General features: G+C 37.7%; 20 protein-coding genes. 15 read left to right on the top strand and 5 right to left on the bottom strand.

What is annotated here, in order from left to right:
• Positions 1–6 precede the first annotated feature (6 nt).
• From LS68_RS06095 to LS68_RS06080, 4 genes are read right to left on the bottom strand one after another with little or no spacing between them, the layout of a single operon-like run.
• A complete protein-coding gene (locus LS68_RS06095) occupies positions 7–732 on the bottom strand; it encodes a histidine phosphatase family protein (protein WP_034371413.1) in 726 nt (241 codons plus the stop codon).
• Positions 732–2,372: a methyltransferase gene (locus LS68_RS06090; protein ID WP_052100335.1), complete on the bottom strand. Its 1,641-nt coding sequence runs from the start codon at positions 2,370–2,372 to the stop codon at positions 732–734. The genes LS68_RS06095 and LS68_RS06090 overlap by 1 nt, the downstream gene beginning before the upstream one ends.
• Entirely contained in the window at positions 2,354–4,537 is a 2,184-nt protein-coding gene (locus LS68_RS06085; protein WP_034371416.1) for a glycosyltransferase, read from the bottom strand. Before LS68_RS06085 ends, LS68_RS06090 begins: the two co-directional genes overlap by 19 nt.
• Entirely contained in the window at positions 4,534–5,031 is a 498-nt protein-coding gene (locus LS68_RS06080) for an NYN domain-containing protein (RefSeq protein WP_034371419.1), read from the bottom strand. Before LS68_RS06080 ends, LS68_RS06085 begins: the two co-directional genes overlap by 4 nt.
• Positions 5,032–5,269: 238 nt before the next feature.
• Between LS68_RS06080 and LS68_RS06075 the strand changes: the two genes are divergently transcribed.
• Both LS68_RS06075 and LS68_RS06070 read left to right on the top strand, forming a co-directional pair.
• A complete protein-coding gene (locus LS68_RS06075; protein WP_034371422.1) occupies positions 5,270–6,013 on the top strand; it encodes a hypothetical protein in 744 nt (247 codons plus the stop codon).
• A complete protein-coding gene (locus LS68_RS06070) occupies positions 6,010–6,531 on the top strand; it encodes a hypothetical protein (RefSeq protein ID WP_034371425.1) in 522 nt (173 codons plus the stop codon). Before LS68_RS06075 ends, LS68_RS06070 begins: the two co-directional genes overlap by 4 nt.
• A gap of 4 nt (positions 6,532–6,535) precedes the next feature.
• On the opposite strand, the gene LS68_RS06065 is transcribed toward LS68_RS06070, so the two are convergent.
• Entirely contained in the window at positions 6,536–7,363 is an 828-nt protein-coding gene (locus LS68_RS06065; protein WP_034371428.1) for a methylenetetrahydrofolate reductase, read from the bottom strand.
• A gap of 72 nt (positions 7,364–7,435) precedes the next feature.
• Here LS68_RS06065 and serB point away from each other — a divergent pair, with 72 nt between their 5' ends.
• The 13 genes from serB (at position 7,436) to LS68_RS06000 (ending at position 19,969) form a co-directional block, all read left to right on the top strand.
• On the top strand, positions 7,436–8,074 hold the full coding sequence (gene serB, locus LS68_RS06060) for a phosphoserine phosphatase SerB (protein ID WP_034371431.1): 639 nt from the start codon (positions 7,436–7,438) through the stop codon (positions 8,072–8,074).
• Between the two features lie 8 nt (positions 8,075–8,082).
• Complete coding sequence (locus tag LS68_RS06055; RefSeq protein ID WP_034371436.1) at positions 8,083–8,910, top strand: DNA ligase; 828 nt, start codon at positions 8,083–8,085, stop codon at positions 8,908–8,910.
• A gap of 91 nt (positions 8,911–9,001) precedes the next feature.
• On the top strand, positions 9,002–9,415 hold the full coding sequence (gene ndk / locus LS68_RS06050; protein WP_034371439.1) for a nucleoside-diphosphate kinase: 414 nt from the start codon (positions 9,002–9,004) through the stop codon (positions 9,413–9,415).
• Position 9,416: 1 nt separating this feature from the next.
• The gene (locus LS68_RS06045) at positions 9,417–9,773 is read left to right on the top strand and encodes a hypothetical protein (RefSeq protein WP_034372451.1); all 357 of its coding nucleotides are present in this window, start codon (positions 9,417–9,419) and stop codon (positions 9,771–9,773) included.
• 10 nt (positions 9,774–9,783) lie between these two features.
• Entirely contained in the window at positions 9,784–9,933 is a 150-nt protein-coding gene (gene rpmF / locus LS68_RS06040) for a 50S ribosomal protein L32 (protein ID WP_034371442.1), read from the top strand.
• A gap of 44 nt (positions 9,934–9,977) precedes the next feature.
• Complete coding sequence (gene plsX, locus LS68_RS06035) at positions 9,978–10,976, top strand: phosphate acyltransferase PlsX (protein WP_034371445.1); 999 nt, start codon at positions 9,978–9,980, stop codon at positions 10,974–10,976.
• 15 nt (positions 10,977–10,991) lie between these two features.
• Complete coding sequence (locus tag LS68_RS06030; RefSeq protein WP_034371446.1) at positions 10,992–11,996, top strand: beta-ketoacyl-ACP synthase III; 1,005 nt, start codon at positions 10,992–10,994, stop codon at positions 11,994–11,996.
• An 86-nt stretch (positions 11,997–12,082) separates the two neighbouring features.
• A complete protein-coding gene (locus LS68_RS06025; protein ID WP_034373296.1) occupies positions 12,083–14,338 on the top strand; it encodes a heavy metal translocating P-type ATPase in 2,256 nt (751 codons plus the stop codon).
• 33 nt (positions 14,339–14,371) lie between these two features.
• Positions 14,372–14,572, top strand: a complete 201-nt coding sequence (locus tag LS68_RS06020; protein ID WP_034373299.1) for a copper ion binding protein — start codon at positions 14,372–14,374, stop codon at positions 14,570–14,572.
• A gap of 21 nt (positions 14,573–14,593) precedes the next feature.
• Positions 14,594–16,321, top strand: coding sequence for an ABC transporter ATP-binding protein (locus LS68_RS06015; protein WP_034373301.1), 1,728 nt, complete (start codon positions 14,594–14,596; stop codon positions 16,319–16,321).
• Between the two features lie 143 nt (positions 16,322–16,464).
• On the top strand, positions 16,465–17,247 hold the full coding sequence (locus LS68_RS06010) for a fumarate reductase cytochrome b subunit (protein ID WP_034373303.1): 783 nt from the start codon (positions 16,465–16,467) through the stop codon (positions 17,245–17,247).
• Positions 17,244–19,220, top strand: a complete 1,977-nt coding sequence (locus tag LS68_RS06005) for a fumarate reductase flavoprotein subunit (RefSeq protein WP_034373306.1) — start codon at positions 17,244–17,246, stop codon at positions 19,218–19,220. The genes LS68_RS06010 and LS68_RS06005 overlap by 4 nt, the downstream gene beginning before the upstream one ends.
• Complete coding sequence (locus LS68_RS06000) at positions 19,220–19,969, top strand: fumarate reductase iron-sulfur subunit (protein WP_034373309.1); 750 nt, start codon at positions 19,220–19,222, stop codon at positions 19,967–19,969. Before LS68_RS06005 ends, LS68_RS06000 begins: the two co-directional genes overlap by 1 nt.
• Positions 19,970–19,987 lie beyond the last annotated feature (18 nt).

The following is a 19,987-nucleotide window of genomic DNA, read 5'->3' as shown; positions in this document are numbered from 1 at the left end:
TACCTCCTAGCTTAAATGTGTCTTTATTTGAATCTCTATGGGATGCTTTTGTCCATTATATGCAAGATAAATCCTGCCCCATTCCTCCCATAAAAACACGCCTTCCAACATACATATCCACTCTAAATCAACAAGCCTGCACTTCAAAGCATAAGCAATAAGTAGCATAATCAAGCCATCATGTGTTACATAAATATCCATTTGCCGTTTTGATGAAGAGGTTGATTTCTCTCCTAGTCCCATAGCATTAAGTAATCGTGCAATACTTGTATCTATATCATAAGCCCCTTCTACTGCCTGTCCATCAAGCATTTTTTGCAGAAGTAAAACAATACCTTTGCTTTTATGTTGTGCTTCATACTCTTTATAAATCCTACCCCATTTATACCTATCTTTCACCCACATTGCTTTTAATATTTCATTTTGCCTTACTTCCCTCTGCACTCCTCTACCTTCTAAAATCATATTCGCAGTTTGCACGCATCGTTTTAATGGACTCGATTCTATATTAATAATCTCATATTCCAATGCCTTACCAAAAGCCCTAGCCAATGCCTCCCCTTCTCTAGTGATGCCCCAATGAAACCCTGCGTGGATAAAAATTTCTTTGTCCTCATAGACAATAGGTATACCATCCACTCCAGGGCGGATAGAGTGCCTTATAAGGAGCTTTATCCTTCTGTCGTGTGGAAGGATTCCCATATCTTTTATCATTCTCTCATAAAACACCATTACAACTTCCTTAATTTCATCACTGCTACTAATCGCTCCTTGCGAAGCACGGATTCAAGTTTTAGCCCAGCTTGCGCAAAGAGGTATTCAAATGCCTCTAAATCCCGTTCCCTCCCACCTAAAAAATTCAGCAAATGAAAACTTAGCTCTAATCCTTTAATTTTGCCTCCCCTTAAAGAAGGTTCATCTTGCACACTCTCATAGAGATATAAAATGCTTTTTTCTCCCATAGTGGCTGCGATGTTTTGCAAAATAGCAATAGCTTTAGCATCTTCCCAATCATGCAAGATTCTACTCATCACAAACACATCAGCCTCTATATGCAAAGGTTTGAAAAAATCAATCTCTATAAACTCCTCCTCTTTATTGATGCGCACATCTTCTTTGTCTGCGTAAATAGCTTTAATCAAAGGATATTTAGCCTTGATTGTACTAAGCAGTGTCCCACTTCCACAACCAATATCACATACTTTTTGATTATGTAATGCCAAAATATCCACATCATAATCACTCGCATAAAATGCACTCACAAAGCTAAACTTTTGTGCCTCTTTTGGATTTTGTGCCATATAGCTAAAATAATCCTGCCCGTAAAGATATTCAAAATAAGCCTTATTCTCCTTAAGACTTTGAGCAAGATAGCCACTCAGCTTAAAAGGCAAATCCTGCCAATAACAGATAAGCGGCTTTATAGCTAAGCTCTCCCGTGCTTTAAAAGTAAGGCTCTTATCATTATTTATAAAGCCATTTTCTCTAAGCCAAAGCAAGATAAGATTCTCACAATAAGGAGGCAAATCTAACGTCTTAAAATCTCGCAGATTTTCTAAGACATCAAGCTCTAAAATCGCATAGAGAATTTGCATTTTTAAAAAATCAAAAGCCGCTTTTGCCAACTCCTGCTTTATGTCTAAAGCCCGTTTATGCCTTACCTCTATTTGTAAATCTGCTTCATCAAGGATAATCTTATTACCATTAAAATCCTCTCCAAATGCTTTTCCATTATAAAAAGCTTCAAGTTTAGCAAATCGATAAGAATAGAGGGCATTGCCATTTTTATCAATATGAAAATACCCCTCCTCATCTCTTGCGACTGCCTTGCCCTTATGAAATGGCTCTAAAGATAAAAAAGCATTATTATGCACCCTGCTACCATCTTTAAAGATATGCACATATTGACCATTGTCTAAAAGTGCACTTGCGATCCCATAGTAATAATCCCCCACATAACAGAATCGCTCTGCATAGAGCGGCTCACCTTGTGTATTGATGTGAAAATATGCTCCGCTTTTATCCTTTACTACACAGGCTTCTTCCATAAAGTTCCCACACCAAGCAAAGCGATAGGCATAGGCATCTATACCATTTTCTAAAATATGATAATACCCAGTTTCATCACTCACACAAGCTAACCCATCATAAAAGCCAAAGGCAGATTCAAAATATCTCCCAAAAAGTGGCGTATTGAACGTATTAATAAAAAACGCCCTTATTGTGCCATTTACCTCCTCATATACAGGGGCTTTGCCATTGTGGAAGCTCAAAACCTTTTTATACCTACTCTCATAAAGTGGAATCCCACCCTTGATATGATGTGTTTGCTCAAAGGCTATACTAATTTTTTCTATCTTCTCATTAAACATTGGCAACAAACCTCCTTTTGCATATAGTTATCACACAAATTGCGATACATAGATGAGCTAAGCACACTTGCTAAGCTCATCTGCATGATATTACCAAAATCTCCTAGCTCTACTCTCTGCTTATGCGGAGCACAGCATACACTTATATCACCCTTATAATTTACCCATAGCTCCTTACCCAAAAAGGGACATTGTTTAGAATCCTTTGCCTTTTTAATATTTACATCTAGCTTTTCAAAATTCTCTAATCTAATATGTGAGCAATAGGGTGCCAAAGATTCTACAAGGGCATTCCATTGCATAATAGAATCCGTGTCATTATAAATTGCCTCGTTTTCAAGCTCTGTATAGGTAATCCACAGCTGATGTCCCTTAATACGATTGATCCCAACTTTTATGCCATACTCAATAAGAGGGATAATACTTTGCATATTGCTTCGCATAAAAGTCATTTGCAAAGTAATGCTTGCATTTTTCGCATAGCGATTCCTCAAAGCACAAAGCCGCTCTATATTGTGCAAAATCTTTTTTGTATCACTCCCTCTCATAATAGATTCATTAATTATAGAATCAAGGCTATTAAAAGAGATTTTCACATCACTTAAAACCTTTAAAAGCCTGTGTATAATGTAGTATTCATCATATTTTTTGCCAAACAACAAACTCGCATTACTTGTAAGATTAAGTTTAATAGAGGGATTTTGCAGACAAAACTCCACAATCTCATCAAAATGCTTATAAAACATAGGCTCACCCATAGTCGTTGGGATAATCTCCTTCACTCCAGCGTCCTTAGCATCTTTTAGGCATTTTTGTAAAAGCTCTAAATGCATATCTGGGCGGGTTTTTACAAAACCTGAATTATAAATGCTATGGGTATCACACATTTTGCAATGCAAATTACAAGTGTCAGGATTGGTATCAATGGTTACTCTCCTTAACTTCTTAGAATCTATTTTTTTATGGGAAGATTCTAGAGTGTAAGTATCCGCTAAGAGTGATTGATAAAGCAAGGTAAGATTATGTGCTTCATGCTTTATATCCTCTACCTTGTGGCGATTATCTTTTATGTGATTAAGCAAAGTGGGATTTTGGGTAATGTTTTGAATGCAATTTGCTAAATCTTTACTATCTCCTGCTCTAAACAAAAACCCTTCACCCTCTCTAATAAGCTCTTTCATACCCCCAATATCAGAAGCTACCACTATCACACCTGCCAAAAAGGCTTCTTGTATCACTAAGGGTGAGTTTTCAAGCCAAATGGAGGGCACGATAAGCACATCAAGCATGTTTAAAATCGCATTAATATTGGCATTATCATAGCCACCCTTAAAGGCAATATTCTCTGTCTCTAAAAATCGCTTCCCGCTTGGCTTATCCCCATAAATAGCAAGATGCTCTCTAGGTAGCTCATTAAAAGCCTTTATAAGCACCTCTATACCCTTTGTAGGGATAATGCGTCCCATAAAACCAAAACGCAATTTTGAATCTGGCTTAAAATGCCTTTTTTTATATGTAATACACTCTTTATCAAAACCATATTTTTGATAGATTATTTTTGAAGCACTCACACCTTGCTTTAAAAAATAATCCCTCAAAGTATATGAAGGAGTGATAAATACATCAACAATCTCCCTTATGTGAGCTAAATCATCTAAAGCCTTTTTGACCTCACTTTTGTTTGTATTATAAGGGGAGCAATCCACACATTTACTCACACTAGAAACAGAGCAACGCTGATTTTCTTTGTTGATAAGTTGTCCTTTTACGCAAAAAAGCCAAAAATCGTGCAAAGTAAAAACAACTTTTTTACCTTGAGATTTTGCAATCTCTACTAAATTCAAAGAGAGATGGCATAAATGTCCAAAATGCACGATGTCTGGATTAATCTTTTTAAGATACTCTCTAAATGCTTCATCAATGCTACTATCATAAAATTTCTCTACGTAGCTATACTGCTTTGGCTTATTAATACGCATAATCTTTATACCTTCCAAACACTCTTCATAAGTGCTATAAGGCTTTAAGAGTTCACATTCAATACGAGTAAATACAAAGACCTCATGCCCCATTTTTTGTAATGCCCTGCAAAGTGTGAATGAATATACCTCACTCCCTGCCATATAATCAGGCGGGAATCCGTGGATAACTTTTAAGATTCTCATTTTTTACCCCCTAAAGCATTTGTGTTTTTAAGCCTTATGGAATTAAGCTTTAGGGGTGTGAGTTTAGGCTTAAATATATGAAAATGCACATCACTTAATGTTTGCAAAATCTTACATACACTCTCTTGCACACAAAGGGTAATAACGCGTATATGATGAGCTTTGAGCATTTTTAATAATGGAGCAAAATCACTATCATTGCTCACCAAAATACACATATCAAGGCTCGGTATATATTGACGCACTTTGGCATAGATTTGCCTATCTGCGCTATTTTTCTCCCCGCAATGTGCATTAGGGATATAATCAAATCCATATTGCTTGAGCGCATTTTGCAAGTTCTCATTTGCCCTGCCAATAGCAATTTTTTTTATCTCTTGAGGGAATATTGCCATTTGGTCGCGAAGTTTAAGCATTATTCGCGCAATATCTCCTGCCTTAAGTGCGTTTTCGACATCAATGATAAGTAGCATTATCTTTTGTAAATCTTTCATTACTCCTCCTTTGATTTTAAATAAAACGAGGGAATTTTTGCGTATTTTTTTAAATTGAGATAGGAAAATTTTTACACGCATCTATATGCCCACACATAAGCATTTAGTAGAGTTTAGGAGAATGGAAAAAATTACATTGCATAAACAAGATTAAAGATAAAGAGAAAAAATATGTATTTTCATCGCCTTTTAGATAAAATGACCTTAAAAAATAGAATTTTTTTACTAAAGGCGAGGTATGAGGAATAAAAATTCACAAAAAATAAAAGAAAGAGCCAACAAAATATGGTATCACTTCTACTATGAGCCATACTTTAAGAAAAATGAACTCAAAAAATATCCTTTAATCGAAAGAGGCGACATTAATAAAGACATTAACAAACAACAACTTCAAGCTGCTCATATCCCTATTCTCTTACCACTTTTACTTTCACATAAAGACTTTTATGAAGGCTATCTCAATGTGAGCTTGCCACATCAGCGGTATTTTAGTAATTCCCAGCATTTACTCACCCAAAGCCTTATGCATTTACTTGCACTAAGCTATCCACAAGATAGCTTTTATTGCCATTTTGCTACATTAGCACACATCGATAAAAGCATAGATAAACTCTCACAAAATGATGAAATCCTAGCACAGCTTGAAGATCTAAAATATATATATTTTGAAAAATGGGAGGATACGCAAGAGCTAAGCCAAAATAAAGAGTATTCCAAAATGCTAAAAAATTTAGCCCCTACAAAAGCACTTTTAGAATCTAAATACAAAGCATTATGGTGCAATACTTTCATTCGCTATGAACGTTATATCAATATCAATAAAGATAAAGAGGCTCAATATAAGGAGATTTGTAAACATATAGAAGAAGGCATTAATGCGCTTGAGCGTGTGCAAAAGTGGGATTATGATTGTGCAATGCTCTTTTTAAGCCTCATAGGTTATACATTCCTGGCACACAAGGAAGTGGCTGTGCTTTTATGAAATTAGATGAAAAGTTGCGAGAAAGATATATCAATGCTTATAAAGGCTATATTTCTCCCTTGAAAGGGACAAAAAATAATGACTCCAAAACCTGCCAAATTGATATTCAAATTGATATTAATGTATGCAAAGACAAACTCCAAGCTCACCTCTCCCACCCGCATATTGCATTGTATTTAGATTATTATGAGTTTTTATACCTGCAAATGCAGTTTGAGCATATCGCAGCTAAAAACAAGACGAAGAATTTTCAAGAATTCAAAGAGCATCTTTATAAAGCACAATCACATATTGATAGCCTTTTAACCAAATACTCTGCCTATCATTATTTTATTATGAAGTTTTTAAAGCATAGAGTGCGTATTTATGAGATTATATGGCATATAGAACTTAAAAGCTTAGAATTCCAAGTGCAAAGTCCTTTTGATTTTGAACTTAAAGATTCTAAAAACAGCATTTTAAAAGAGAGCGACACAATTGCAAAGTATATTGATAGCTTTTTTGGAAGTAAAGAGTGAGATTCTAGCCCTCACATATCCCATACGCCCTTAGATCATTATGCTTTGGCGTGGAGAGATAGAGAAAAGCTCCGTATTCTTGGGCGACCTTTTCCATCTCTTGCCACAATTGCTCATAGCGTTGTTTTGGGCGATGTTCCATTCTTTCTTCTGTATTTTCACCACACACAGAATCCATAGATTCTATATAATCCTGCGGTATCTCAAACCCCAAATGAGCCTCATTGATACGCAATGCAGTATGGACATTAAAAACACCAAACACACCGATAAAAGCTTGTGCTTTATATCCTCCTTGCTGTTTTAGAGATTCAAATATTTGCAAAAAAGTCCTTGCCTCTTTGGCGCAAAACAAAGGCTGTGTAATGATCATATCCACTCCTGCTTGAAGCTTTTGCTCCAATCTGTGCCGATTTTTTGCATCATCTAAAGCCCCACTACCGCTTATGATGCGCACCTTTTCTCCTAATATCTCTCTTGCTATAATCATCATTTCCACACTGCTCATACCTTCATTTTCTCCGCCAATCAATGCCAATGTCTGAAAATTTGCATATTTCACAGCAAGAAGTTGTGAAGATAAGCGCATTTTACCTGATTGACTTTCACAACCACTGCCACTAAGCGTAGGCACAAACACATAATCCTTTATCTTTTGCCGCAATAAAGAAGCCGCCAAAAGAGAATCTACACTCGCACATTTGCGGGGATTTGCAGGGATAAGCACAAAATCTACTTCTTGATTCAAATACTGCTTAGCACCCTTAATCATCGCATCAAGTTGATTTATATCTTTATCAAGGCTTTGTGGTAAAAATTCTATTCCAAACATTCATCACTCCATTTTAGTAATTTTTTCAATCCCAAATGCTATAATCTTACCATTTTATCGTGAGGACAACCAATGAAACTTGTCGTTTTTGACTTTGATTCGACTTTAATGAATGGCGAGACAATCGACATTTTGGCACAAGAATATGGTGTGAGTGAGCAAGTCAGTGCTATCACGCATCGTGCGATGAATGGTGAGCTTGATTTTTACGAAAGTCTCAAGGAACGCGTGAGCCTACTCAAAGGCTTTAATCTTCAAAAAGCACAAACGATTTGTGAGAATCTCCCTCTAATGAATGGTGCGCGTGTTTGTGTGCAATCACTCAAAACCTATGGCTATAAAGTCGTATGCTTTAGCGGTGGATTCAAATTTGCCACACAACATTTTCGTAAAGTGCTCGGGCTTGATGCAGATTTTTCTAATATCTTGCATCATAAAAATGGTGTTTTAAGCGGCGAAGTCGGAGGGGAAATGATGTTTAGTGATTCTAAAGGATCAATGCTTTGCACTTTACAGAATCTCCTTTGCATCACACCACAAGATACAATCGTTGTCGGCGATGGTGCAAATGATCTTAGTATGTTTGCACATGCCCATACACGCATTGCCTTTTGTGCTAAGCAGATTCTCAAAGAAAACGCTAATATCATTATTGAAAACAAGGATTTGCGCGAAGTCATCAAAGCATTGGGGCTTAAGCTTCAAGAATAACTAAATTTATGACTTTGAAAAAACTTTTTGCCGCACTTGTTTTTATTTGCCCACTTCTGCTTTGGGGTGCATTTTACGCGCCCTTGCTTTTAAGCGAATTTGAATGGGAGAAAAGCTCGAAAGTTTGGCTTGTGAGTGAGAAACTTGATGGAGTGCGTGGCATTTGGGACGGCGAGAAAATGTATTTTCGTAGCGGAAAAGAGATGAGACTGCCCCCTAGCTTTACAAAAGATTTTCCGCCCTTTGCACTTGATGGCGAGATATACAGCCCTCACAAAAACTTTTCACAGATTCTATCAATCCTCAAAAATCAAGAGCGATTTGATGAAATTATGCAGCTGCAATATTTTGTCTTTGATGTGCCGTTTGCAAAAGGTGGTTTGCAAGAACGACTAGAATCCTTAAAAAATTACCTTGCACACACGCCACAGGATTTTATTGTGATTATCCCTCAAGAATCTTTGTCTTCCGAAGATTCTATCAAACAAAAATTACAGCAAATCACCCGCAATGGCGGTGAAGGCATCGTGCTAAGGAATCCTCATACTCCATACGAATCAGGGAGAAGCAAGAATGCGTTTAAACTCAAAATCGCTCAAGATGCAGAATGCACTATCAAAGACTATACTCAAGGCAAAGGACGATACGAAGGAATGATAGGGGCATTAATTTGTCAATATGAGGACAAAACTTTCAAAATAGGTAGCGGTCTTAATCTCGCCCAACGTCAGAATCCTCCACCTATTGGCAGTCTCATCACTTTTAAATATTATGGATTGACACACAAAGGTATTCCGCGTTTTCCTATTTTTTGGCGTGTCAAAGAAAGTGAATAAAACATTCCTTACAATTTATATAAATAAAAGTTTTTTTAAGATAAAATTCTTGCTTTTTAAGCATCAATAATGCTAACAATAAGGAATACTCATGGAACAAACACTTTCAATTATTAAACCCGATGCTGTTAAAAAGGGAGTTATTGGCAAGATTATTGACCGATTTGAGAGCAATCAACTCCGTATAGCAGCTATCAAAAAACTTCAGCTTACACAAAGTGATGCACAGGCTTTTTATGCGATTCATAAAGATCGACCTTTCTTTAACGATCTTGTTCAGTTTATGATTAGCGGTCCTGTGGTTGTAATGGTATTAGAGGGAGAAAATGCTGTAGCAAAAAATCGTGATCTTATGGGAGCGACCAATCCCAAAGAAGCAAAAGCTGGCACAATTCGAGCAGATTTTGCTGATAGTATTGATGCTAACGCTGTGCATGGAAGCGATAGTCTTGAAAATGCAAAAAATGAAATTGCATTTTTCTTTGGAAAGCGGGAGATTTGCTAATTTGAAGATTCAAATGAGGAAAATCTCCTCAACCCCTAAAGATTTTTGTCTTGCACTTGATCACGCGAAATTAGAAGGACAAATTTATCGTATCAATTCGCAGATTCTGTGTTTAGAAGGTAAATTGTTAGGGGAAATAGAACTTATTTGCGACAGAACGGGAGAAAGTTTTATACAAACATTAGATAACCCTTTGGTTTTGTATATTTCAGATGGCATCTGGGATACACAAAGCCAAAGTCAAAAGATTGATAGCTTTGATGTGATTGAATTTTTTGACGGCTTTGTTGATTTGAATTATATTTTAGAAAGTGAGATAGAATCTATCAAATCAGATTATCATACCAAAACACCATAAGGAGTAAAAAATGGCAGTCCCAAAAAGACGCGTGAGCAAAACAAGAGCAGCAAAGAGACGTTCTCATTATAAAGTGGCATTGGCTAAGCCTATTAAAGACAAAGATGGCAGTTGGAAAATGCCTCATCATATCAATAAATTTACAGGCACTTACAAATAACGCAAAGACAGATTCTAGATTCATTATTGTTGTAAGGAGGAAAAATGCTAAAGATTGCTATTGATGTTATGGGTGCAGACCATGGGGTCGCTCCTATCATAGAGGGAGCATTACTTGCACTCAAATCTGAAAATTTTAAGGCTGTCATTGTCGGCGATGAAGCACAGATTGCTCCTCTTATTCCTGCAGCATATCAAAAACAAGTAGAAATCGTGCATTGCACAGATTATATTCGTATGGAAGAATCTCCCTCTGTTACAGCCAAACGCACAGAATCTTCTATCTACAAAGCGACTGAATTACTCAAAGAAGGGGTGGTTGATGCGCTTGTTTCACCCGGTCATAGTGGTGCAACGATGAGTCTTGCGACACTCAAAATAGGACGTATCAAGGGTGTATCTCGCCCGGCTATCTGCACTACGATGCCTAATGTTTCCGATAAACCCAGTATGATTCTTGATGCAGGAGCAAATACAGATTGCAAACCCGAATATCTTGTAGATTTTGCAATTATGGGCTATGAATATGCAAAAAATGTTATCGGTCTTGAGAATCCTCGTGTAGGGCTTTTAAGCAATGGTGAAGAAGACAATAAGGGTAATGAACTCACTAAAGCTACATTTAAACTGCTTAAAGATTTTCCTTTCTTTAAAGGCAATGTAGAAGGAAGAGATATTTTTAATGGAAGTGTTGATGTCATTGTCTGTGATGGATTCAGTGGAAATCTCGTCCTTAAAGCTAGTGAAGGTGTTGCGAGTGCTATTTCAACAATTATGAAAAAAGAGATTAAGTCTTGTCTTTGCTCAATGTTTGGGGCATTATTCTTGAAAAAAGTCTTTAAAAAGCTCAAAAAGAAGGTAGATCATAGCGAATACGGTGGCGCACCTCTACTTGGTGTGCAAAAAGTAGTTATTATTAGTCATGGTAGCTCAAATGCAAGAGCCATTGAATGTGCTATATATCAGGCTATCAATGCTATCAACTCTCAAATTTGTGCAAAACTTACACAAGCCTTTGCACAAAAAACTAATACAGCAAGTTAAAAAAGGATTATTATTTTGCACCACACTTACGCTTCACTCAAATCCATTGCCGCTTATATTCCACCACATTGTGTCAGTAATACAGATTTTGAAAAAATAATAGATACGAGTGATGAATGGATCACCGAACGCACAGGGATTAAAACGCGTTATTTTGCTGATGCTTCACAAACGACAAGTGATCTAGCCTATGAAGCAGGTAAAGTTGCTATCCAAAGAGCAGGTTTAACTCCACAAGATATTGATATTGTGATTGTATCAACACTTAGCGGGGACTATTTATCAATGCCAAGCACCGCTTGTCTGACATCATTTAAATTAGGTATCGAAAATAAACCTGCATTTGACATATCCGCTGCCTGCAGTGGATTCATCTATCTTCTTGGATTAGCAAAATCTTTTATCGAATCAAAAACTTACAAAAATATTCTTATTATCGGGGCAGAGCGTATTAGCTCGATTCTTGATTTTACTGATAGAAATACTTGTGTGCTTTTTGGCGATGGTGCAGGAGCTTGTGTGATTGGAGCGACAAATGACCCCAAAGAAGCCATATTAGAAGTCGATATTTGCGCAAATGGACGCTATGAAAATCTCCTCTATACGCCCAGACAATGCACCACATTTCCTCAACTCACACCAAAGCCTCCTAAGAGAGAATCTGTCGTGCATATGGAAGGAAAAGAGATATTCAAGCTTGCTGTAAAAACACTCACACAAAATGTGAATGAGATTCTTGCTAAACATCAATTATCCGCTCAAGATGTTAATTTTTTCGTCCCTCATCAAGCAAATTTACGCATTATCAACGCCGTAGGGAAACAGCTCAATTTTACACCCGAGCAAATCGTGCTCACAGTGCAAAAATACAGCAATACATCTGCTGCTTCTATCCCTATGGCAATCAATGACATTTATGAAAACTCTCGCCTCAAATACGGAGACTTAATGCTTCTTGATGCCTTTGGAGGAGGACTTACTTGGGGTTCAGCACTCGTGCGATTCGCACTCAAAAACTGAATCATCTCTTATTAACCTTAATGTATTAGAATGCGTTTTATACATATACCCCCTATATGTATAAATAATACAGGGAGCAATCTACCATGAAAGAAGTAAGATTCTGTATTGACAATATGACTTGTCAAGCATGTTCAAGCGGGATTGAGAGAAGCCTTAAGCGTAAGCCTTATTGTGAAAACATTGAAGTAAGCCTTATTAACAAGCGCGCTAAACTCACTTATGATGAGCAAAAAGCCTCTATTGATGATATTTTTGCTTTCATTGAAAAAATGGGGTATAAACCTTATTTTGACACAGATTCACAATCCCTAAAATCTCCCACGCCAAAAACATCTCATAAATCTTTTCTTGCCTCTTTCAATGAACTTGATGAAAAGCTCTTGCCACCGACTTTAAGACTTATCTTAAGCATTATTTTTACCCTTTTTGTTTTGACACTTTCGTGGGGGGAAATGTTTTTTCACATTTCGCTTCCACATACCTTAAGCTATTATTTACAACTTTTTGGCGCGCTTGTCGTGATGCACATGGGACGCGCATTTTACTTTCGAGGATACAAATCCCTATTCGCGCTTAATCCCAATATGGATACACTTATTGCTGTAGGCACAACAAGTGCCTTTTTGTATAGCCTTAAGGGTATCTTTGATACTCACGGACATTTTTATTTTGACAGCGTTTGTGTCATCATTACTCTTGTAAGTATTGGTAAAACGATTGAGAATCTCTGCAAAAAAGACGCAAAAGATAGTGCCTCACTGCTTTTAGAAATCAACCAAAAGAGTATGATTAAACTCTCTCCTCAAGATTCACAAAACTCTTTGGAAGATTTGTCATGGTTAGATTCTGCAATGCAAACACAAATCATCGCTCAAGATGTAAAACAAGGAGATTACTTAAAAGTTTTGCCCGGAGAAATGGTTATGGTCGATTCTCTTATCATTCAAGGGCGAAGCAGTATTGAGCAATCTGCTATCAGCGGCGAAGCACTGCCGATTCTCAAACAAGCAGGTGATACTCTACTTTCTGGGAGTATCAATCTTGAAAGCCCACTTGTCATTAAAGCACAAAAAAATGCAAAAGAATCTACTCTAGCAGAGATTCTCACGCTTGTACAAAATGCACAAGATTCTAAAGCCCCTATCAGCACTTTAGCCGATAAAATTGCAGGGATTTTTGTGCCTTTAGTCATAGGATTAGCCTTGTGCGCGGGAATCTATTGGTGGATAGCACAAGACTTTGTTTTTGCACTTGATATTTTTATCGCGACACTCGTCATTTCTTGCCCTTGCGCCTTAGGGCTTGCTACCCCTATGGCAATTCTCTATGCCCAAGCCAAATCTAACAAAATGGGATTGTTCTTCAAAGATGCCAAATCATTAGAAATGCTACGAAAAGTAACGCATATTGTTTTTGATAAAACCGGCACATTAAGCGATGGCTTAGAAATCTCCTCTATTGTATGTCTTGATGATTCTACAAATCCCCAAAAACTCTTTGAAGTCGCCTATAATTTAGAATCTTCAAGCACGCACATCATCGCTCATGCCTTTAAAAACCACCCTTTTGCTAAAGATATAGATGCTAAACCTGTTGAAGAATTTCAAAATATCGTAGGGTATGGTATCCATGGGGTTATTGATGGCACAAAATATATTATGGGAAATGCGGAGATACTGCCGCCATTACTGCAATCTCAAATCCCTACAAATACCGATGAAACAGGCAAAATGAATATCTATATTGCGACAGAATCTACACTTTTAGGCATTTTTCATCTCGTTGATTATATTAAACCTAATGTTGCTACCACGCTTCAAACTCTGCAATCTCAAGGCATAGGTATCAGTATCATCAGTGGAGATAATGCAACCAACACACAAAAAATCGCCCGAAAGCTCAACATTGATCATTTTATCGCCAATGCCAAACCACAAGACAAAATGCAAGCTTTAGAAGATCTCAAAAAGCAAGGACATTATGTCTTAATGGTCGGTGATGGTATCAATGATGCCCCTGCTCTCGCTAAAGCAGACATTAGTATGGCTTTTGTTACCAACAATGATATTGCACACCATAGTGCGGATATTATTATCTACAACAACGATATTAAGGTGATTTATAACGCGTATCGATTAAGCCAAGCGACAATTAAAAATATTAAAGGGAATTTATTTTGGGCATTTGGGTATAATATCGTTTTTATTCCTATTGCAATGGGCGCACTCAACACATGGGGGATCAAACTCGAACCGATGTTTTGCGCATTAGCAATGAGCTTTAGTAGTATCAGTGTATTACTTAATGCTTCAAGGCTAAAAAAATTTAAGATTCTATAAGACTTTTATAGATGAAAATATAAGGAGCGAAAAATGCAAATTACTTTATCAGTAGAAGGTATGAAATGCGGGAAATGTGTCGATAAAATCGAAAAGTTTGTCGGAGAAATTGAAGGTGTTCAGATGATTGAAGTCAATTTGGAGCACAAAAATGTCAAGGTCGAATTTGAGAATCCTGCCAATGAAGCAGCAATCCGCGAAGCTATCCTTGATGCTGGCTTTGAAGTATTATAATCACTTTCTTAAGATTCTCTAATGCGTCTCATCATTGATTTTTTTAGGAAATTTCTTCCTTATATGGTAGGGCATCGCGTTTCTTTCGCGATTGCCATCACTGCTTCTATTGTCGTGGCCCTTTGCACGGCTGGTATTACTTATTTGCTTGAACCTCTCATTGATATGCTTTCTGGCAAAACACCCCGTGCAAATCCTTTGTTTAGCTTTGAAGAAATTGCCCAAAACGGTCAATTGGTAACCTTTGTCATATTACTTCTAGTCGGTTCATACACCGGAAAAGCTGTGGGAACTTATATCCAAGCTTATTTTATGAGCTATATTGGAGCAGATATTGTGCGTCAAATCCGCAATCGTATGCTTGATCATATGCTTTCTCTTGAAATGGCATTTTTCAACAAAATGCGCAACGGAGAGCTTATGGCAAGAATCACAAATGATATTGGTATTATCAGTGCGGCAGTTTCTAACTATATTGCAGAATTTATACGCGAAAGTGTTACGATTATTGCTCTTATGTGTGTTGTCATTTATCAAAGCCCCAAGTTTGCTGCAATTGCCATAGCTGTAGTATTTTTAGCGATTATTCCTCTCAATATGATTATTAAAAAAATAAAATACTATTCCCGCCGTATTCAAGAAAAAAACGCTGACATCACTTCTAAACTGAACGAAATCTTTAGCAATGTCGAAGCAATCAAAGCAAGCAATGGTGAAAAACTTGAAGCTGACACTTTTAAATCAGAAAATTTGCAGTTTTTTAAAATCGGTATGAAGGCTGTGCGCACAGGTCTATTGACTACTCCTCTCATGGAGCTTTTGGGTGCGATTATGCTAGGGTGTGTGATATATGTCGCAACAGTCGATATTTTAGATGGCTCACTAAGCACTGCTCAATTTTCTTCATTTGTAGGGGCTTTGTTTTTTATCTTTACACCTTTTAAACGTTTGGTGAATCTCTATGGAGGTATGCAATCCGCTATTGTAGCAAGCGATAGAATCTTTAAGATTCTCAACACCAAACCTCAAATCAATGATGGCAATGCTTTGCTCCAAGCACCTATTCAAAGCATTCAATTCAATGATGTTTTCTTTCGTTATGAGGACAATATTCACGCTCTTAATGGTGTCAGTCTTGATTTTCGCAAGAATAAAATCACTGCGCTTGTAGGCAAAAGCGGGAGCGGCAAAAGCTCAATTGTGAATCTTGTCTTGCGTCTTTACGAAGCAAATCAAGGCGAAGTGCTTGTCAATGGGGAGGACATTAAAAACTATACTCAAAAAAGCGTGCGTGATAATATGGCAATCGTTACACAAAGAATCTTTATTTTTCATAATAGCATTGCGCATAATGTTGCTTATGGAAACGAAATTGATGAACAAAAAGTCATTGATGCGCTCAAATCTGCTCATGCATGGGAATTTGTAAATAATATGCCTGATGGAATCCATACAATTCTTGATGAATTTGGCTCAAACCTTAGTGGGGGACAAAGACAGAGAATTGCCATTGCAAGGGCAATTTATAGAAATCCAGAAGTGCTTATCCTTGATGAAGCAACTTCTGCTCTTGATGCCCAAACTGAAGGAGCAATCAAAGACACTCTCAACTTCCTTAGAAAAGACAGGATTATTATTATTGTTGCGCATCGTCCAAGCACCATAGAACTTGCAGACGAAGTGATTCATTTACAACTTGGACGCATTATCAAAAAAGAAACGCAAAATACATTAGATTCTCAAGCTTAATGTAAAAATAAAAAAACTTTAATCATTATTTTTTTATAATGCGTTAAGCCTTTAAGAAAATTGCAAAAGGTTTTCAGAATCTTAAAGATTCTAGATATCTTTGCTCAACGCTATCAAAGGTCAAACTACAAACAGGAGGATGTATGCGAGAGGATAGAATAATTGAGAGTTACGCAGGTGTAACACCTCAAAGAAAAAAAAGTAAAAATCCAGCAAAGCTTGATTTTTGGCAAAGTGCTACGGGGTTATTTTTAGCCTTATTCATGATTGCCCATATGTTTTTGGTCGCTTCAATTTTGATTAGCCCAAAGGCGATGTATACAGTCGCAAAGTTTCTTGAAGGAGACTTTATTTTTGATGGCGGTAATCCGATCCTTGTAAGCGTTATAGCAGTGGTCATTATCGTTGCTTTGGTTGTCCATGCGTTTTTAGCAGTAAGAAAATTCCCTATCAACTACAAACAATTTAGGGATTTACGTGTGCATAAACACCTTATGAAACATAGTGATACATCACTTTGGGCTATTCAAGCAGGGACGGGTTTTGTTTTATTTTTCACAGCGACAGTGCATCTTTTTGTCATGCTTACACAACCTGATACTATCGGTCCTAATGGCTCTGCTTATCGATTTTGGAGCGAACATTTCTGGATTCTCTACATCGTCTTACTTTTTGCGGTAGAACTCCATGCTTCGATCGGACTTTATCGACTTTGTATCAAATGGGGTTGGTTTGAATGCTTAGGGCTCAATGCTCTTCGCACTATCAAATGGCTTATGAGTGCTTTCTTTATTATTTTAGGAGTTGCTACTTTTGCAGCCTATATGTATTATGGTTCTATGCAAACGGACAAAAATACTGATTGGAAATACATTAATTCTGAAGGTAAATACATTGATGTAAGAGAATTTGGGAGTGGAAAATGAAAGTAGTATATAGTGATGCATTAATTATTGGTGGGGGATTGGCTGGGCTTAGAGCCTCTATTGCGGCAAAACAAGCTGGATTAAATACAATTGTGCTGTCTCTTGTCCCTGTAAAACGAAGCCACTCTGCAGCTGCTCAAGGCGGTATGCAAGCAAGCTTAGGAAACTCTGTCAAGAGTGATGGAGACAATGAAGATTTACACTTCGCTGATACTGTTAAAGGTAGCGACTGGGGTTGCGATCAAGATGTAGCGCGAATGTTTGTTACTACTGCACCTAAAGCAATCCGTGAATTGGCAGGTTTTGGTGTGCCATGGACAAGAATCCAAAAAGGTGATCGTCCCGCGGTTATCAATGGAGAAAAAGTAACAATCACAGAAGAAGACTTCCGACATGGATATATCCATTCTCGGGATTTTGGTGGCACTAAAAAATGGCGGACTTGCTATACAGCTGACGCAACAGGTCATACAATGCTTTATGCAGTTGCTAATGAAGCATACAAACTCGGTGTCGATATTCGCGATCGTAAAGAAGCTATTTCTATTATTCATCAAGATGGAAGATGCTATGGAGCAGTTGTGCGAGATTTGATTACAGGTGAATTAACTGCGTATGTTGCCAAAGGAACACTCATCGCTACAGGCGGTTATGGTAGAGTGTATCGCAATACGACCAATGCTGTGATTTGCGAAGGCACAGGAGCAGCTCTTGCAATGGAAACAGGTGTGGTAAAACTTGGCAATATGGAAGCAGTGCAATTCCACCCCACTCCTATTGTGCCTAGCGGTATTCTGCTCACTGAAGGTTGTCGTGGTGATGGTGGCGTTTTGCGTGATGTCGATGGCTACCGATTTATGCCTGACTATGAACCAGAAAAGAAAGAACTTGCAAGCCGAGATGTGGTTTCAAGAAGAATGCTTGAACATATCCGCAAAGGTAAAGGTGTAAAATCTCCCTATGGTGATCACTTATGGCTTGATATTTCAATTCTCGGACGCGCTCATGTGGAAAGAAACTTGCGAGATGTTCAAGATATTTGTAAAACATTTGCAGGTATTGACCCAGCGACTCCGGGTGTATGGGCACCTGTGCGACCAATGCAACACTATTCTATGGGGGGAATCCGCACTAATTACAAAGGCGAATCTTACCTTAAAGGATTATTTGCAGCAGGTGAGGCGGCATGTTGGGACTTACACGGATTCAATCGCTTAGGTGGTAACTCTGTAAGTGAAGCGGTTGTTGCAGGTATGATTATTGGTGAATACTTCACCGAACATTGCCAAAATGCACAAATTGATGTTCAAACAACCACACTTGAAAAATTCATCAAAAAAGATGAAGAATATCTTGCTTCATTAATCAATAATCCCGGTTCAGAAGATGTCTATGAACTCAAAAACAAAATGAAAGATATTATGGATAATGATGTGGGTATTTTCCGTGATGGAAAAAGTTTGCAAGAAGCTGTCAATCAGCTTGAAGAGCTTTACAAACGAAGCAAGAATATCCATGTTAAAAACAAAAAACTCCACAATAACCCTGAACTTGAAGATGCTTATCGCACACCAAGAATGCTCAAAATTGCATTGTGTGTTGCCAAAGGTGCTTTGGACCGAACAGAATCTCGTGGAGCTCATACACGTGAAGATTATCCTAAAAGAGATGATGCAAATTGGCTCAAACGCACACTCACAAGTTGGGAAAATCCTGATCAAACTTTGCCTACAGTTACTTACGAAGACTTGGACATTACTAAAATGGAAATTGCGCCCGGTTTCCGTGGTTATGGAGCAAAAGGTATGATTATTGAACATCCTCAAAGTGCAATTCGTCAAGCAGAAATTGACAAAATCACACAAGAGATTCAAGCAAAAGGTGGGGACAGATACGCATTACAAGAGGCATTGATGCCTTTTAATCTCCAGCCCCAATTTAAAGCAAGAAATCAAAGACTAGGAGATAAATAATGAGCGCAACAACACAACAAAAAGGAAGAACGCTAACTATTCGAGCATTGAAATTTGATCCTCAAAGTGCGGTTTCAAAACCACACTTTCGAGAATACAAAATTGAAGAAGCGCATTCTATGACGGTATTTATCGCATTAGGAATGATTCGTGAGCAACAAGATCCTGATTTGAGCTTTGACTTTGTATGTCGTGCGGGAATCTGCGGAAGTTGCGCAATGATGATCAATGGTCGCCCTCGACTAGCATGCAAAACACTTACCCAAGATTTCCCAGATGGTGTCATTACATTGATGCCTTTACCTGCATTTAAGCTCATCAAAGACTTGAGTGTCAATACAGGTGAATGGTTTGCAGGTATGACTAAACGTGTGGAAAGCTGGATTCACACACAACATAAACCCGATATTTCAAAAGTTGAAGTGCCTATTGAACCTCAAATCGCCGATGATGTTTTTGAGCTTGATCGATGTATTGAGTGCGGGTGCTGCATCGCAAGCTGTGCTACTAAAGTTATGCGAGAGGATTTTGTCGGTGCTGCAGGTATGAATCGTATCGTGCGATTTATGATTGATCCACATGATGAACGCACTGATGAAGATTATTATGAGCTCGTAGGTAATGATGATGGTGTATTTGGTTGTATGAGCTTAATTGCTTGTCATGATACTTGCCCCAAAGAATTACCATTGCAAAGTAAAATCGCTTACTTAAGACGCAAAATGGTCAGTGTGGGACTAAAAAAATAATCAGATTAGATTCTCATC

The organism is Helicobacter sp. MIT 05-5293 (genome assembly GCF_000765665.2).
Classification (GTDB): domain Bacteria; phylum Campylobacterota; class Campylobacteria; order Campylobacterales; family Helicobacteraceae; genus Helicobacter_C.
The sequence above is the reverse complement of the archived record's forward strand: the minus strand, read 5'-3'. Positions and strand labels throughout refer to the sequence as shown.

Excerpts from the sequence above, each read along its gene's own strand:
- LS68_RS06095 (WP_034371413.1), bottom strand. The coding sequence starts at position 732 with ATGGTGTTTTATGAGAGAATGATAAAAGATATGGGAATCCTTCCACAC.
- LS68_RS06090 (WP_052100335.1), bottom strand. The coding sequence starts at position 2,372 with ATGTTTAATGAGAAGATAGAAAAAATTAGTATAGCCTTTGAGCAAACA.
- LS68_RS06085 (WP_034371416.1), bottom strand. The coding sequence starts at position 4,537 with ATGAGAATCTTAAAAGTTATCCACGGATTCCCGCCTGATTATATGGCA.
- LS68_RS06080 (WP_034371419.1), bottom strand. The coding sequence starts at position 5,031 with ATGAAAGATTTACAAAAGATAATGCTACTTATCATTGATGTCGAAAAC.
- LS68_RS06075 (WP_034371422.1), top strand. The coding sequence starts at position 5,270 with ATGAGGAATAAAAATTCACAAAAAATAAAAGAAAGAGCCAACAAAATA.
- LS68_RS06070 (WP_034371425.1), top strand. The coding sequence starts at position 6,010 with ATGAAATTAGATGAAAAGTTGCGAGAAAGATATATCAATGCTTATAAA.
- LS68_RS06065 (WP_034371428.1), bottom strand. The coding sequence starts at position 7,363 with ATGTTTGGAATAGAATTTTTACCACAAAGCCTTGATAAAGATATAAAT.
- serB (WP_034371431.1), top strand. The coding sequence starts at position 7,436 with ATGAAACTTGTCGTTTTTGACTTTGATTCGACTTTAATGAATGGCGAG.
- LS68_RS06055 (WP_034371436.1), top strand. The coding sequence starts at position 8,083 with ATGACTTTGAAAAAACTTTTTGCCGCACTTGTTTTTATTTGCCCACTT.
- ndk (WP_034371439.1), top strand. The coding sequence starts at position 9,002 with ATGGAACAAACACTTTCAATTATTAAACCCGATGCTGTTAAAAAGGGA.
- rpmF (WP_034371442.1), top strand. The coding sequence starts at position 9,784 with ATGGCAGTCCCAAAAAGACGCGTGAGCAAAACAAGAGCAGCAAAGAGA.
- plsX (WP_034371445.1), top strand. The coding sequence starts at position 9,978 with ATGCTAAAGATTGCTATTGATGTTATGGGTGCAGACCATGGGGTCGCT.
- LS68_RS06025 (WP_034373296.1), top strand. The coding sequence starts at position 12,083 with ATGAAAGAAGTAAGATTCTGTATTGACAATATGACTTGTCAAGCATGT.
- LS68_RS06020 (WP_034373299.1), top strand. The coding sequence starts at position 14,372 with ATGCAAATTACTTTATCAGTAGAAGGTATGAAATGCGGGAAATGTGTC.
- LS68_RS06015 (WP_034373301.1), top strand. The coding sequence starts at position 14,594 with ATGCGTCTCATCATTGATTTTTTTAGGAAATTTCTTCCTTATATGGTA.
- LS68_RS06010 (WP_034373303.1), top strand. The coding sequence starts at position 16,465 with ATGCGAGAGGATAGAATAATTGAGAGTTACGCAGGTGTAACACCTCAA.
- LS68_RS06005 (WP_034373306.1), top strand. The coding sequence starts at position 17,244 with ATGAAAGTAGTATATAGTGATGCATTAATTATTGGTGGGGGATTGGCT.
- LS68_RS06000 (WP_034373309.1), top strand. The coding sequence starts at position 19,220 with ATGAGCGCAACAACACAACAAAAAGGAAGAACGCTAACTATTCGAGCA.